Annotated in this window: 11 protein-coding genes and 1 pseudogene; 9 read left to right on the top strand and 3 right to left on the bottom strand. The window is 71.5% G+C overall.

Annotation, left to right across the window (positions count from 1 at the left end):
* Positions 1 to 52 precede the first annotated feature (52 nt).
* The 5 genes from V6U90_RS05645 (at position 53) to V6U90_RS05625 (ending at position 6,359) form a co-directional block, all read left to right on the top strand.
* The gene (locus tag V6U90_RS05645) at positions 53 to 676 is read left to right on the top strand and encodes a TetR/AcrR family transcriptional regulator (protein ID WP_334431637.1); all 624 of its coding nucleotides are present in this window, start codon (positions 53 to 55) and stop codon (positions 674 to 676) included.
* Between the two features lie 103 nt (positions 677 to 779).
* Positions 780 to 2,147, top strand: coding sequence for an acetyl-CoA carboxylase biotin carboxylase subunit (locus V6U90_RS05640; RefSeq protein WP_334431635.1), 1,368 nt, complete (start codon positions 780 to 782; stop codon positions 2,145 to 2,147).
* Positions 2,148 to 2,403: 256 nt separating this feature from the next.
* A complete protein-coding gene (locus V6U90_RS05635) occupies positions 2,404 to 3,324 on the top strand; it encodes a hydroxymethylglutaryl-CoA lyase (protein ID WP_334431633.1) in 921 nt (306 codons plus the stop codon).
* Positions 3,325 to 3,573: 249 nt separating this feature from the next.
* A complete protein-coding gene (locus V6U90_RS05630; RefSeq protein WP_334431631.1) occupies positions 3,574 to 5,106 on the top strand; it encodes an acyl-CoA carboxylase subunit beta in 1,533 nt (510 codons plus the stop codon).
* 104 nt (positions 5,107 to 5,210) lie between these two features.
* Positions 5,211 to 6,359: an acyl-CoA dehydrogenase family protein gene (locus V6U90_RS05625; protein WP_334431629.1), complete on the top strand. Its 1,149-nt coding sequence runs from the start codon at positions 5,211 to 5,213 to the stop codon at positions 6,357 to 6,359.
* A 58-nt stretch (positions 6,360 to 6,417) separates the two neighbouring features.
* Here the strand turns inward: V6U90_RS05625 and V6U90_RS05620 are convergent, their stop codons facing one another.
* On the bottom strand, positions 6,418 to 6,618 hold the full coding sequence (locus V6U90_RS05620; protein WP_334431627.1) for a DUF397 domain-containing protein: 201 nt from the start codon (positions 6,616 to 6,618) through the stop codon (positions 6,418 to 6,420).
* 591 nt (positions 6,619 to 7,209) lie between these two features.
* On the opposite strand from V6U90_RS05620, the pseudogene V6U90_RS05615 reads away from it, so the two are divergent.
* Positions 7,210 to 9,558, top strand: a pseudogene (locus V6U90_RS05615) (ATP-binding protein); the annotation flags it as partial.
* 259 nt (positions 9,559 to 9,817) lie between these two features.
* Here V6U90_RS05615 and V6U90_RS05610 read toward each other — a convergent pair.
* Complete coding sequence (locus V6U90_RS05610; RefSeq protein ID WP_334431625.1) at positions 9,818 to 10,306, bottom strand: MarR family winged helix-turn-helix transcriptional regulator; 489 nt, start codon at positions 10,304 to 10,306, stop codon at positions 9,818 to 9,820.
* A gap of 100 nt (positions 10,307 to 10,406) precedes the next feature.
* Between V6U90_RS05610 and V6U90_RS05605 the strand changes: the two genes are divergently transcribed.
* Positions 10,407 to 10,991 (top strand): YceI family protein, encoded by a 585-nt coding sequence (locus V6U90_RS05605; protein WP_334431623.1) that lies wholly within the window; start codon positions 10,407 to 10,409, stop codon positions 10,989 to 10,991.
* A gap of 242 nt (positions 10,992 to 11,233) precedes the next feature.
* Positions 11,234 to 12,712: a glutamate--cysteine ligase gene (locus tag V6U90_RS05600; RefSeq protein ID WP_334431621.1), complete on the top strand. Its 1,479-nt coding sequence runs from the start codon at positions 11,234 to 11,236 to the stop codon at positions 12,710 to 12,712.
* Positions 12,713 to 12,779: 67 nt separating this feature from the next.
* On the opposite strand, the gene V6U90_RS05595 is transcribed toward V6U90_RS05600, so the two are convergent.
* Positions 12,780 to 13,937 (bottom strand): hypothetical protein, encoded by a 1,158-nt coding sequence (locus V6U90_RS05595; protein ID WP_334431619.1) that lies wholly within the window; start codon positions 13,935 to 13,937, stop codon positions 12,780 to 12,782.
* Between the two features lie 366 nt (positions 13,938 to 14,303).
* Here V6U90_RS05595 and V6U90_RS05590 point away from each other — a divergent pair, with 366 nt between their 5' ends.
* A complete protein-coding gene (locus tag V6U90_RS05590; protein ID WP_334431617.1) occupies positions 14,304 to 14,930 on the top strand; it encodes a PASTA domain-containing protein in 627 nt (208 codons plus the stop codon).
* The last annotated feature ends 231 nt before the right edge of the window (positions 14,931 to 15,161 follow it).

The following is a 15,161-nucleotide window of genomic DNA, read 5'->3' as shown; positions in this document are numbered from 1 at the left end:
GGCGGCAAACCGCTGGTGGGAGCGACGATTGACAGCGGATTAGGCTGACCGGGTGACGGTGGAGCAGCAGGCGACGGGGACGGCGGCGAAGGGGCCGGTGGCCGGCCGACGGCGGTCACGGCGCGACGAGATCCTGGAGATCGCGGTCGGGCTCTTCGCCGCCCGTGGCTACCACGGCGTGTCGATGGACGACATCGGTGCGGCGGCCGGGGTGACCGGACCGGCGCTGTACCACCACTTCGCCGGCAAGGAGGCGATGCTGGCCGCCGCCCTCATCCCGGTGAGCGAGGGACTGCTCGCCGGTGGCCGTGAGCGGGCGGCGGCACATCCGGCGGACCCGCGTACCGCGCTGGAGTCGCTGATCGACTTCCACGTCGACTTCGCGCTGGCCAACCCGGCGGTGATCGCCCTGCACCTGCACGAGCTGGACCGGTTGCCCGAGGATCCGCGCCGGCAGATCCGCCGGTTGCAGCGGCTCTACGTGGAGGAGTGGGTGGTGGTGCTGACCGCCCTGCACCCGGGTCTCCCCGCCGGTGAGGGCCGGGTGCTGGCGCATGCGGCGTTCGGTCTGATGAACTCCACCCCGTTCCTCGGTGGTGAGGTCGACCAGGCGCGGCGGGCCCGGTTGCTGCGTACCGCCACGCTGACCGCGTTGCTTGCCGACCCCGATCAGTGACCGTCGCGGTACCGGATGGAGTAGCCCGCACCGCTTCTTCCCCGTCACCCGTACCGGATTTTCCTGTCCCCGTTCCGATGTCCGGATCCGCAGAGAGGGAACCATGATCGACTCGTTGCTCGTCGCCAACCGGGGCGAGATCGCCCGCCGGATCATCCGTACCGCCCGGCGGCTCGGGATCCGTACGGTCGCGGTGCACTCCGAGGCGGACGCCGGACTGCCGTTCGTCACCGAGGCGGACGAGGCGGTCTGCGTTGGCCCGGCCAACCCGGCGCTGAGCTACCGCAACGTCGAGGCGATCCTCGCCGCTGCCAAGTCGACCGGGGTCCAGGCGATCCACCCCGGCTACGGCTTCCTGTCGGAGAACGCCGACTTTGCCCGTACCGTCGAGGCCAACGGCCTGATCTGGGTCGGTCCCTCGGCGGACGCGATCACCGCGATGGGCGACAAGATCAACGCGCGGAACCTGATGGCGGCGGCCGGCGTGCCGGTTGCGCCCGGCACCACCGACCCGGCCGCCGACATCGACGCGGCGGTGACGGCGGCGAACGAGATCGGCTACCCGGTGATGGTCAAGGCCGCCGCCGGCGGCGGTGGCATGGGCATGGGCGTGGCCAACGACGAGGAGGCGCTGCGCACCGAGTACGACAAGGTCCGCTCGTTCGCCGAGCGGATGTTCGGTGACGGTTCGGTGCTGATCGAGCGGTACTTCCCCCGGGTACGGCACGTCGAGGTGCAGATCCTCGGCCTGGCCGACGGTCGGGTGGTGGCGCTCGGTGAGCGGGAGTGCTCGGTGCAGCGGCGCAACCAGAAGCTGGTCGAGGAGTCGCCGTCCCCGGCGGTCTCCCCCGAGCTGCGGGAGCGGTTCCTCGCGGCTGCGGTCCGCGCCGGTGAGGCGGTCGGCTACCGCAACGCCGGCACGGTCGAGTGCCTGCTGGTCCCGGGTGAACGGGACTCCGACGGCTCGGCTTCCGGCCTCGATGACTTCTTCTTCCTGGAGATGAACACCCGGCTCCAGGTGGAGCACCCGGTGACCGAGCTGGTCTACGGGGTGGATCTGGTCGAGGAGCAGCTGCGGGTGGCGGCCGGGCTGGCGCCCACTTTCGACCCGGACGCACTCGCCCCGCAGGGGCACGCGATCGAGCTGCGGATCAACGCCGAGGACCCGAAGCGGTTCCTGCCCGGCCCTGGTGTGGTCAAGGCGTGGGTGGAGCCGACCGGCGACGGGGTACGCGTCGACTCCGGCTACGTCGAGGGGAACACGGTTACCCCGTTCTACGACAGCCTGATGGCCAAGCTCATCGTCAGCGGCGCGACCCGGGCCGAGGCGATCGAGCGGGCCCGTGCCGCCGTCGCCGGCTTCGAGGTCGCCGGCCCGAAGTGCAACCTGCCCTTCTTCGCCGAACTGCTGGAGAACGCCGAGTTCGTCTCCGGCGACTACGACACCGGCATCGTCGGCCGGATGCGCTGACCCCGCCCCGCCCTGTCCCCGCCCCGCCCCGCCCTTAGCGTTGATCATGAAGTTGTTGTCACGACACGCCGGCAGGGATGGCAATAGCTTCATGATCAACGCGGAAGGCCGGGGCGGCGAAGCGAACGGGAGGCCGAGAGGCGGAGGCGGGGTGGGATGCTGGGGGAACCCATCACGTAAGAGCGACCGGCAATAGGGCGGCCCCGCCAGTCCTATTGCCGGACGCTCTGAGACCGTCACAGTGAGGTGACCCCTTATGGCGGAACTGCCGGACTTCGTCTCCATCCGGGAGGTCGGGCCGCGGGACGGACTCCAGAACGAGGAGCCCATCCCCACCGACGCCAAGGTGCGGCTGATCGACGCGTTGTCGCGTACCGGCGTGCGGCGGATCGAGGCCGTCTCGTTCGTGCACCCGAAGGCCATCCCGCAGATGGCCGACGCGGACGAGGTGTGGCAGCGGGCCACGGAGGCCGACGGGGTGCGCTACTCGGCGTTGGTGCCGAACACCCGGGGCGCGCAGCGCGCCCTCGCCGCCGGCTTCACCGAGATCGAGGTGGTGGTCTCGGCCAGCGACACCCACAACCGGCGCAACGTCAACCGGTCCACGGACGAGTCGCTGGACGACATCGCCGAGCTGATCGACCTGCTGCACAGTGCCGGGGCCACCGCCGAGGTCATCGTGGCGACCAGCTTCGGCTGCCCGTACGAGGGGGACGTCGACCCGCAGCGGGTGGCCGGCATCGTCGACCGGGTGGTCCGTGACGGCGCCGACCGGGTCGCGTTCGGCGACACCACCGGCATGGGTACGCCCCGGCGGGTCCGTGAGCTGCTCACCGCTGTACGGGACCAGAACGCGCACATCCCGGTGCTGCTGCACTTCCACAACACCCGGGGCACCGCCCTGGCGAACATGCTGACCGCGATGGAGTTGGGCGTCACCGAGTTCGACGCCAGCGTCGGCGGCCTCGGCGGCTGCCCGTACGCGCCGGGGGCCAGCGGCAACCTGGCCACCGAGGAGGCGGTGCACATGCTGCACGACATGGGCATCGACACCGGCATCGACCTGGACGCCCTGATCGAGGCCGCGGAGTTGGCCGAGGAGTTGGTCGGCAAGAAGCTGCCCTCGGGCGTGCTGCGGGCCGGCCCCCGCACCCGGCTGACCCCGCTGCCCGCCTGATCCCCCACCCGCGTCGTCGCCAGGATCAGCGGGCCGGGGCTTCGTGTATCAGCAGATCGAGGTCCGGTCCCCGGTCACGGGCATCAGCAGATCGAGGGCCGGTCCCCGGTCACGGGGACCAGCTCTCAGCGTTCCGGACCCTGGTCACGCGGCGGCGGTGCGGCTCGCCGGAGGGTGAGGGGATACGCTAGCCTAACGATCGTTCAGGTCGGTAGGCCGGTTTGTCCGGCACGCGACGAGGGAGTCGGCGTGACGCTCGACGGTGAGGCACTGGAGCAGCTACGCAAGCGGGCCCGGGCCGGCGGTGCGGACAAGTACCACGCGGCGAACGCCGCGAAGGGAAAGCTCTTTGCGCGGGAACGGGTAGCTCTGCTGGTCGACGAGGGTTCCTTCGTCGAGGACGGCCTCTACGCCAACGCCCTCGCCGACGGGTTGCCCGCCGACGGGGTGGTCACCGGTACCGCCACGATCGACGGCCGGCAGGTCTGCCTGATGGCGAACGACTCCACGGTCAAGGCCGGCAGTTGGGGAGCCCGTACCGTCGAGAAGATCATCCGGATCATCGAGCGGGCGTACGCGAACGGCGTACCCATGGTCTACCTGGTCGACTCGGCCGGCGCCCGGATCACCGACCAGGTCGATCTCTTCCCGGGCCGGCGCGGCGCCGGCAAGATCTTCTGGAACCAGGTCCGCGCCTCCGGTTCGATCCCGCAGGTCTGCGCGCTGTTCGGGCCGAGCGCGGCCGGCGGGGCGTACATCCCGGCGTTCTGCGACGTGGTCGCCATGGTCGACGGCAACGCCAGCATGTACCTCGGCTCGGACCGGATGGTCGAGATGGTGACCGGCGAGAAGACCACCCTGGAGGCGATGGGTGGGGCGAAGGTGCACTGCGCCGAGTCGGGCGTCGGGCACTTCCTCTGCAAGACCGAGGCCGAGGCGCTCGACGTGGTCAAGCGCTACCTGTCGTACCTGCCGGCCAACTGGACCGAGCAGCCGCCGGCTGCGGAGGCGGTGCCGGCGCCGGAGAAGGTCGACCTGGCCGCACTGGTACCGGTCAGTGAGCGCCAGGCGTTCGACATGCGCCGGTACGTCAGGGGTCTGCTCGACGACGGCTCGTTCTTCGAGATCCAGGCACTCTGGGCCAGGGAGCTGACCATCGGCTTCGGCCGGCTGAACGGCCAGGTCGTCGGCGTGGTCGGCAACAACTCGATGTTCAAGGGCGGCGTTCTCTTCGTCGACTCGGCGGACAAGGCGACCCGGTTCGTGCAGCTCTGCGACGCGTTCAACGTGCCGCTGCTCTTCCTCTCCGACGTGCCCGGCTTCATGGTCGGTACGGCGGTGGAGAAGCAGGGAATCATCCGCCACGGGGCCAAGATGATCACCGCGATCTCCGAGGCGACCGTGCCGAAGATCTGCGTGGTGGTGCGCAAGGCGTACGGCGCGGGCCTCTACGCGATGGCCGGCCCGGGGTTCGAGCCGGACGCCACCATCGCCCTGCCCACCGCCAAGATCGCGGTGATGGGCGCGGAGGCCGCCGTCAACGCGGTCTACGCCAACAAGATCGCTGCCATCGCCGACCCGGACGAGCGCGCCGCCTTCGTCGCGGAGAAGCGCGAGGCGTACGAGCGGGACATCGACATCGTCCGCCTCGCCAGCGAACTGGTGGTGGACGCGATCGTCGAACCGCACGAACTGCGGTCGGAACTCGTCCGCCGGTTCGCCGCCGCCAGGGGTAAGGAGCGTTACTTCTCCCGACGCCGGCACGGCGTCACCCCGGTCTAGCGGCGTCACCCCGGGCCGGCGGTGTGACACGCCGGCCCGGCCGCGTCACCCCCGACCGGGCGCCACAAGCGCCGGCCGGGACCGATCCGTACAGGAGGAACCCGATGGACTTCCGGCTCACCGAGGAGCACGAAGCGCTCCGTGACAGCGTGCGGGAATTCGCCCGCGAGGTGGTCGCGCCGGTCATCGCCGAGCACTACGAAAAGCACACCTTCCCGTACGAGGTGGTCCGCCAAATGGGCAAGATGGGGCTGTTCGGGCTCCCCTTCCCCGAGGAGCACGGCGGGATGGGCGGCGACTACTTCGCCCTCTGCCTGGCCCTGGAGGAGCTGGCCCGGGTGGACTCCAGCGTGGCGATCACCCTGGAAGCCGCGGTCTCGCTCGGTGCCATGCCGATCTACCGCTTCGGCACCCCCGAACAGAAGGAGCGTTGGCTGCCGAGGCTGGTCAGCGGGGAGGCGCTGGCCGGGTTCGGGTTGACCGAGCCGGGGACCGGTTCGGACGCCGGGGGTACCCAGACCCGGGCGGTCCTCGACGGTGACGAGTGGGTCATCAACGGTTCGAAGGCGTTCATCACCAACTCCGGTACCGACATCACCGTGCTGGTCACGGTGACTGCGGTGACCGGTACCCGGCCGGACGGCTCCAAGGAACTGTCCACGATCATCGTGCCGTCCGGTACGCCCGGCTTCACCGTGGCGCCCGGCTACTCCAAGGTCGGCTGGAACGCGTCGGACACGCACGAACTGACCTTCGACGACTGCCGGGTACCGGCGGAGAACCTGCTCGGCGAGCGCGGCCGGGGCTTCGCGCAGTTCCTGCGGATCCTCGACGAGGGCCGGATCGCCATCGCCGCCCTGGCGGTCGGTCTCGCCCAGGGCTGCGTCGACGAGTCGCTGAAGTATGCGAAGGAGCGGCACGCCTTCGGCCAGCCGATCGGTAACTACCAGGCCATCCAGTTCAAGATCGCGGACATGGAGATGAAGGCGCACACCGCGCGGCTGGCGTACTACGACGCGGCGGCCCGGATGTTGGCCGGCGAGGACTTCAAGCGTTCGGCGGCGATCGCCAAGCTGCACGCCAGCACGGTCGCAGTAGACAACGCCCGGGAGGCGACCCAGATCCACGGCGGGTACGGCTTCATGAACGAGTACCCGGTGGCCCGGTTCTGGCGGGACTCGAAGATCCTGGAGATCGGCGAGGGTACCTCCGAGGTGCAGCGCATGATCATCGCCCGGGATCTGGGGCTTTAGGTAGCAACAGCGCCCGTTCCCAGGGGAACGGGCGCTGTCAGGCTGGCTGTGGTCAGGCTCATTCGGCGACCTGGGTGACGAAGGCCCGCCAGGCGGCCGGGGAGAAGGTCAGCGCCGGCCCGGCCGGGTCCTGCGAGTCCCGGACACCCACGACACCGGGCAGGTTGACGGCCACCTCCATGCAGTTACCGACGTTGCCAACTGCTGCGGCTGCCTGGCGGGCTGGTTCACCGCCGTGGTCACGGAACTGTCCCGACATGGGGCATGCTTCGATGTGGACGCGCTGTACCAGCGGCACCTCGGCTGGGTCGAGCTGACCCGCCGGCCCCGTCGGCTGCCAGGAGCGGCGGTGACCGTTCCGATCGCGATGGACAGGGTTAGCCCCACTGTCGAGCTGCTGGCACAGACGGAGCAGTTCGGCCGAGCGGTGTAGTTCGGGCAGTGTGTGCAGGCCGTGCTGCCGTGCAGCTGGGGGTGCGCTGTAGTTCAGCCGTGCCGTGCAGCTGGGGGTGCGGTGTAGCTCAGGCCGCGCCGTGCCGTGTAGTTGGGGGTGCACTGTAGTTCGGGCCGTGCGGTTCGGTTGGGAGTTCGGCCCGCCCTGCACCCGCAGGTCCGCCGGTTCCGTTGCACAAACGGTGCAGCTCGACAGGGAGTGACGGCCGCCTCCCGTCTTCGGTCAACGGGACGGCGCCGTCGGCCGCGCCGGGGACCGATCGGCACGCCGGTGGCGGGCCCGGTATGCCTTCGCCCTCGCTGGGCAGAGACCCGTGTCGGATATCCGAACCGGTACCGGTCGGTAGGACGACGCAATCCTGTCGGATGTCGGCGGCCCTCCGTAGCCTTCCTGCCCATGACTCCGGATCATGATCGCGGGCAGGGTCGGTCCGGGCTGCCGGAGTTGTTGCTCGGGCACCGGCTCGCCGCCGGGTTCACCCAGGCCGAACTGGCCAGCCGGGCCGGCGTCGGGGTACGTACCGTCCGTGATCTGGAACGCGGCCGGTCGGTACGCCCGCAGCGGACGACCGTGGAACTGCTGGCGGCTGCGCTTCAGCTCGATCCGGCCGACCGGTCCGTCCTGCTGGCCGCCGCACGTGGCCACCGCAACCCGCCACCGGCCGCAGGGCTGGTCAACCCGCCACCGGCCGCAGGGCTGGTCAACCCGCCACCGGCCGCAGGGCCGATCAACCAGTTGCCGCCCGCCACCGAACTGATCGGCCGGGACGACGAGGTCACCGGCGTGGTGGAGCTGTTCACCCCGGCACCGGACCGGCGCTCCCCGGCCGTGGTCAGCCTGGTCGGGCTGGCCGGTGTCGGGAAGACCGCCCTGGCCCTCTCGGTCGCCCGGGCGGTACCCGTACCGCACCGTGCCGGGGTCCTGGTCGGTGAGGGTTCGGACGTCGGGGACGTGCTCACCGCAGTGGCCGGGGTGTTCGGGGTGGCCCGACCGGCGGAACTCGTCGACCGGCTCGGTGACGCTCCCGCGCTGCTGGTGGTGGACGCGGTGGAGCGGGCACCAGGTGCGGTGGCCGAGGCGCTCACCCGGCTCACCGGTCACCTGCCCGGTCTGCGGGTACTGGCCACTGGCCGGCACCCGGTCGGTCTGCCCGGCGAGCGGGTCTGGCCGGTCACCCCGTTGGACGTGCCCCCACCCGACAGCGGGCCGGCCGGAGCGCACCGCACCGGTATCCCCGCCGACCTGGACCGGCTGGCCACCTACCCGGCGGTCCGGCTCTTCCTGGCCCGGCTCGGCCAGGTACGCCGGGAACCGCCCCGACCGGACGAACTGGCTGCACTCGGTCTCCTCGTCCGCCGGCTCGGTGGACTGCCGCTGGCGATCGAACTGGTCGCTGCCCGGGGCCGGATCCTCGACCTGAACGACATGCTCGACCGGTACGGCGACCGGGTGCTCGACCTGACCACGGTTGCTCCCCGGCCGGCGATGGCGGTGACCATGCGGGACGCGGTCGCGGCCAGCTACCACCTGCTCGCACCGGAGGAGCAGCGGGCACTGCGGGTGCTGTCCGTGTTCCGTAACCGGTGGTCGCTGGCGCTCGCCGAAGAGCTGCTCACCGCCGATCCGGATACCGGATCCCGCCCGGACCCCGACACCGGTGCCGGACCGGCGGCGTTCGGCCCGGTCGCCGGCACCGACCTGGTGGCCCTGCTGGACCGCCTGCTCGAACTCGGCCTGCTGAGCGTGTGTGGCTCCGGGGAGTTCCGGTTCCGGCTGCTGGACGTGGTGCGGGACTTCGCCGCCGAGCAGGCCATCGTCAGTGGTGAGGCCACCGTGATCCGGCGCAGGCACGCCGTGGTGCTGACCCGGTGGGCCGCGCGGATCGCACCGGAGCTGGCCGGTACCGACCCGGCGCCGACGGTATGCCGGTTCGACGAGGTCAGCCCCGACCTCTCCACCGCGTTGACCCACGCGGCGAACGACGACCCGCACACCGCGCTGGCGCTGGCCGCCGCACTGTCCCGCTGGTGGGGCTTCCGCGGTCGCGACGTGTTCGGCCGGCAGTGGCTGCGCCGGTTGCTGGACGACCCGCGCACCGCCGACGCCGACCCCCGGGTACGCGCCGACGCCCGACTGGGAACGGCCCGGCTGGCCGCCGAGCACGGGGCGGGCGCCGACGAGGTACCGGCGGCGCAGGAGGCGTTGGCGGAGTACCAGCGGACCGCCGACCTTCCGGGCGAGGTGGCGGCCCGTACCGTGCTCTGCGCGCTGTTGACCGCAGCCGGCGGGTACGACGAGGCCCGTGCACACGGTGAGACCGCGCTGGCTCTGGCCGCACGTACCGGCCGGAACCGGGACATGGCAGTGGTCCAGCTCGAACTGGGCCGGCACGACATCCGGGTCGGTGACCTCCAGGCCGCCCGGCGCCGGCTGGCGGTGGTGGACCGGCTCGCGGCCCGGTGCGGTGATGGCCGGCTGCGGTCCCTGGCCCGGATGGAGTTGGCCGAGGTCGACCGGTTCGTCGGCCGGTACGACGAAACGGTCCGGAACGGCCGGCGGGTGGCTGACGCGCTGCCTGGCCAGGGTGATCCCGGGCAGCGCTATCGGGAGTTGGGCACGGTGGGGCTCGCCCTGGCCCAGGACGGGCGACTGGACGAAGCTGCGGTCAACGCGGCAATCGAGGGATATCTCGCGCTGCGTCGGGGTGAGCTGGAGCGGGCGGCGCAGTGGTTCGCCGCGGCTGTGGCGGCGAGCCGTTAGCGGTACCGGTCGCCGGTCGCCTGCTCAGTCGGTCGCCGACTCGGGTTCGAGGTGGCGCGAGCGGCGGAGCCCCCTGTCTAACCCCTCGCTCGCCGCCCGCGCCACCGCCCCCCGGTGCGTTGCCGCTGATGCAGGTTAGCCGGCGTTAGCTGACCGGTTTGTCTATTAAGTGCGGATCCGTGCCGTCTGTGGCCCGGTTCTGCCGGCACTTCTGCCGGTGGTGGGCGTCGGCGTCCGGGCGTGGTCAGGCGTGCGGCGCCGGTTCGGTGCTGCCGGCGGTGGCGCCCGGGTGTACCGCGTCGCGCACCTTGCGGAGGCCGTCGAGCAGGCCGGTCAGCTCGCGGGCGGTGAGCTGGCCGGTGAACCACTGCTCGATGATCTCCAGGTGGCCGGGCAGCGTCTCGTCGAGTCGCCGGAGTCCGGACTCGGTGACCACGGCGTACGAACTGCGCCGGTCGGACGGGCAGGCGCGCCGGCACAGCAGCCCGTCCCGTTCCATCCGGTCCACCACGCGGGTGACCCCGCTCGTGGACAGGGAGGTCTGCGCGGCGAGGTCGGTCATGCGGAGCTGGTTGCCGGGTGACCGCGACAGTCGCATGAGCACCTCGAACTCCACCGGCGACAGGCCGTGCTCCTCGTACTGCGCGGCGAACCGGGCGGAGAGCCCGGCGTGCGTCTCGAAGAGCAGGCCGACGGCCGTGATGCGGGGGTCGTCGAACACGTTCCTGGTCACTGGTTCATCCTAGCAGTACTTGACAGGGGGAATATTGCTTCGGCTAAAGTTGCTTCAACAGCCATTGGGTATCTAAACCATCTCTCCGGAGGGCAGCAACATGACCAGCGGCATCGAATCCGTTACCCGCGAGTGGGACGGCCTCACCATCCCGGCAGCCGGCACCTACCTGCTCGACCAGGCGCACAAGCGGGTCGGCTTCGTGGTCCGGCACATGATGGTCAGCAAGGTGCGCGGCGAGTTCGCCGAGGCGACCGCGACGATCACCGTTGCCGAGGACCCGCTCCAGTCGTCCGTCACTGCCACGATCCAGGCCGCCAGCATCAGCACCGGCCAGACCGACCGGGACAACCACCTGCGCAGCGGTGACTTCCTGGAGGCCGAGAAGTACCCGACGTTGGAGTACCGCAGCACCGGGGTCAAGTCCCACGACGGCAACGAGTTCGTGCTCACCGGCGAACTGACCATCAAGGGCGTCACCCGCGAGGTCGAGCTTGAGGTCGAGTTCGAGGGCGTCGGCCGCAGCCCGTACGGCCAGGACATCTTCGGTTTCTCGGCCAGCACCGAGATCGACCGCGAGGACTTCGGCCTGACCTGGAACGTGGCCCTGGAGACCGGTGGCGTGGTGGTCGGCAAGAAGATCAAGATCGAGATCGAGGGTGAGGCCATCCGTCAGGAGGCCTGATCCGGTCCCGAGTGACCAGCACGACGCCCCGGCTGCCGGCGATCCCGGTACCCGGGGCGTCGTGCTGGGTATGGAGGTGCCCGGGAACGCCGGCCGGTGCCGGGTGGTAGCCCCCGCCTGGCGGGTGCCCTTTCGTCCGCCTCTGGTTCCGATCTGGTCGTCCCTCTTACCGTAGATAGTTCACAAGCGTCACGGTACGACCGTACTGTTGTATCGTCGGCCGCCTCGCTCCGGGAGGGCACATGGGTAGGGACGTCGCGAAGGGCGCCTTCTCCCGGGAGGATCGGATCCGCTACCGACAGAAGGTCCGTCGGTGCCTCGACGTCTTCGCGCTCATGCTGGACGACTTCGGCTTCGATGCGGACCGGCCCACCACCGGGCTGGAGATCGAGCTCAACCTGATCGACGGTGCCGCCGAGCCCGCCATGCGGAACGCCCAGATCCTGGCCGACATCGCCGACCCCAACTTCCAGACCGAGTTGGGGCAGTTCAACCTGGAGTTGAACGCCAGCCCACGGCTGATCGAGGGCAGCGGGTTCGCCGACTACGAGCAGGATCTCCGGGACAGTCTGGGGCGGGCCAACGAGCGGGCGGGCAGGTCGGACGCCGCGATCATCCTGATCGGCATCCTGCCCACCCTCACCGAACGCCACCTGGTGCTGGACAACCTCTCCACCAACGAGCGGTACCGGGTCCTCAACGAGCAGATCGTGGCGGCCCGGGGCGAGGACATCGAACTGGACATCCGGGGCGTGGAGCGGTTGCAGACGCACACCGACTCGATCGCTCCCGAGGCTGCCTGCACCAGCCTCCAGTTCCACCTCCAGGTCGCCCCGGACAGTTTCGCCAACTACTGGAACGCCTCACAGGCCATCGCCGCGGTGCAGGTGGCGATCGGGGCGAACTCCCCCTTCCTGTACGGGCGGCAGCTCTGGGCAGAGACGCGGATCGCCCTCTTCGAGCAGGCCACCGACACCCGGCCGGACGAGCTCAAGGCGCAGGGGGTACGCCCCCGGGTCTGGTTCGGGGAGCGTTGGATCACCTCGATCTTCGATCTGTTCGAGGAGAACGTGCGCTACTTCCCGCCGCTCCTGCCGATCTGCGAGGAGGAGGACCCGGCCGAGGTGCTGCACGGCGGCGGCGTACCCACCCTCGGGGAGCTGCGCCTGCACAACGGGACGGTCTACCGGTGGAACCGGCCGGTCTACGACATCATGAACGGCCGCCCGCACCTGCGGGTGGAGAACCGGGTACTACCGGCCGGGCCGACGGTGGTCGACATGCTGGCGAACGCCGCCTTCTACTTCGGGCTGGCCCGGGATCTCGCCGAGGGCGACCGTCCGATCTGGAGTCAGCTCAGCTTCAGTGCCGCCGAGGAGAACTTCCACGCCGCAGCCCGGCGCGGCATCGACGCCGTCCTGCACTGGCCCCGTCTCGGCGACGTACGCGCCACCGACCTCGTGCTCGACGTGCTGCTGCCCCGGGCGGCGAACGGGCTCGACCGGTTCGGGGTCGCGGCCGAGCACCGGGACCGACTGCTTGGTGTGATCGAGGGACGGTGCCGGACCGGACGCAACGGAGCGGTGTGGCAGACCGAGGCGGTGTGGGCGGCCGAACGGCATGCCGGACTGGACCGGGGGGCCGCACTGCACGACATGCTCAGGCGCTACGGCGAGCTGCAACGGACCAACGAGCCGGTGCACACCTGGCCGGTGGAGTAAGCCCGCCGGGCCGGCCCGCCTTCCCGCACGAACGCATGCGGATCCGGTCCGGTCGGCCGGGGCACGGTCAGGGCGTGGCGGGGCGGTCCGGTTCCGTACCGTCCGCCGGGGCGGTGCCGGCCGGGGCGGACGCGGATTTCGACCGGCGGGAACGCGGACGCGGGACGACCGGGCGGGCAATCGGCTGATCGACCGGCCCGCCGTCCGGGGCCGGTTCCACATCCGCTTCCGGTTCCACATCCGCTTCCGGTTCCGGGCGCTGCCCGGACTGCGGGCCGGCCGGTTGCCCGGCCCGTTCGGCGGCACCCTGTCGGGCCCGCTGCTCGGCGCGTTGCTCGGCCCGCTGGGCCAGAGCCGCCACCAGGGCCGAGCCGGCCAGCCCGGCGAGGACCGCCCAGGGAGCCACCAGGTGGGCCGAGCGCAGCTCCGCCGGCAGCCCGGACAGAACCGGTGTGGTCAGCAGGTAGGCGACGGCCACCAGCAGCGGGCCGGCAGCCCCGGAACCGGCCGCACCCACCCGGCCGGTCGGCTGTTGGGCCGCCGTCCGGGCGGCGAGCATCCCGATCAGCAGGGCGGAACCGAGGGAGAGCGCCGCGCCCGGCCAGTAACTGATGTCGCGGAACCACCGGTCGCCGGTGCCGGGGGGCCAGTTGGCCAGTGGGCCGCCCACCGGCGGGTCCCCACCGGCAGCCCGGACGACCACCCCGGCGACGGCCAACGTCCAGATCCAGGCCACCGTGCCCGCCACGTTCCGGGCGGCGGCCGGTGAGGTGAGCACCCAGTACGCCGCGATCAGACCCAGGAGCACGCCGAGCAGGGCGTGGCCACCCACGACGGTCTGCGCGGGTGCTGCCGTCGTACCGTCGGCGGTCCGGGCCGGTACGGCGAGCAGGACGACCGTGACCAGCGCGCCGATCGCCGAGGCGAGGGCGAGTACGGGTCGGCCGGGACGGGCCACCGGTCGGGCCGTACCCGGTGCCGGGTCGTCGACCCCACCGGTGCCGGTCAGCCGGCCGGCGGCGAGCGCCCCGGCGACCGTTGACGTGGCGGCCACCCAGACGGCCCAGGCGAGGCCCTGCACCCAGGCGGTCGCTGCGGACGGGTCGCTCGGTGCCAACCAGGTGATGATGCCCAGCCCGTAGCCCAGGCCGAGTTGGGCAGCCCCCGCAGCAGCCGCCACGCCGGTCGCTGTCCCGACCGGCCCTCCCCAGCCTCGTACGGCCATGCCGGGCAGCGTAACCGTCCCCCGGCCGGCGGGCGACCCTTACGACACGGGTGAGCTGCCTCCGGGCGCCGGGCCACCTCCGGCCGTCGTGCCGGGCCACCTCCGGCCGTCGTGCCGGGCCACCTCCGGCCGTCGTGCCGGGCCACCTCCGGCCGTCGTGCCGGGCCACCTCCGGCCGTCGTGCCGGGCCACCTCCGGCCGTCGTGCCGGGCCACCTCCGGCCGTCGTGCCGGGCGACGACCGGTCCACCCCCCGTTGCCGACGGCCGGTACGGTCGCCATGGTGACGCGGAGGTCGTAGATGGTTCAGGGAGACACGGACCGGTCGGGAGTGCCGGTCCGGCGGCCCAGCCGGGGAAAACTGGTAGTGGGCTCGGCCACCGCATTCGTCGTGCTGGCCGCGCTCGGGGCGTTCGGCGGCCACCTGATCGCCACCCGGGGAGCCGGGCGACCCGCCGCAGATGCCGGGGCCGTGCCGACGGTCAGCGGCCCGCCGGTCGCTGTCCCGACCGCGCGTACGCCGCGACCGGCCACCCAGCAGCCCACCACCCCGGCTGCGCAGCGGACCACCGGCGCCGCCGGAGAGCCGCTGCCTGACCTGGTGGGGAAGGACTTCGAGCAGGCCCGTACCGAGCTGCGGAAGCGCCGGCTCGGTTGGCGACTGGTCTTCGCGTCCGATGGCGGGAGCCGGGCGGTGCTGCGGACCGAGCCGGCCAGGGGTACGCCGGTACGCCCCGGCGACACGGTCCAGCTCTTCGTGGCCGGAGCGGCACCGGTCGTCCGGGTACCGGACCTCACCGGCGACGGGTGTGCGGACGCGGCACAGAAGCTGGTCGACGAGGGACTCTATCCCCGGTACGCCTCGGGTCGGCAGGGAACGGTGACCGGGCAGAACCCGGCTGCGGACGCCGAGGCCCGTTGGAACGACCAGGTCGAGATCGTCTGCGGCAGCGCTCCGCCGACCGCCCCCACGGCCGGTCCTAGCCCCACCTGACTGACGTCGGACACGCCGGGGTCGGACGCTCGATCCCGGCCTGTTGCCGCAGGTGCGGTTAAGTTTGGTGGTGGGGGGCCAGGGGCGCCGGCCCCCGTGGAGAGGACGCGCCATGGGCGACGATCGTCAGGATCCACCGGAACAGCCGCGACCCGTGCCGGATTCGGACCGGACGCAGCGCATCCCACCGCCGGGCGCAGACGACGTGGACCGGACGCAGCGCATCCCACC

Origin of the sequence: Micromonospora sp. CPCC 206060 (assembly GCF_036906895.1) — a bacterium.
Taxonomy (GTDB): Bacteria; Actinomycetota; Actinomycetes; order Mycobacteriales; family Micromonosporaceae; genus Micromonospora.
This window is presented reverse-complemented; position numbering and strand designations above follow the sequence as displayed.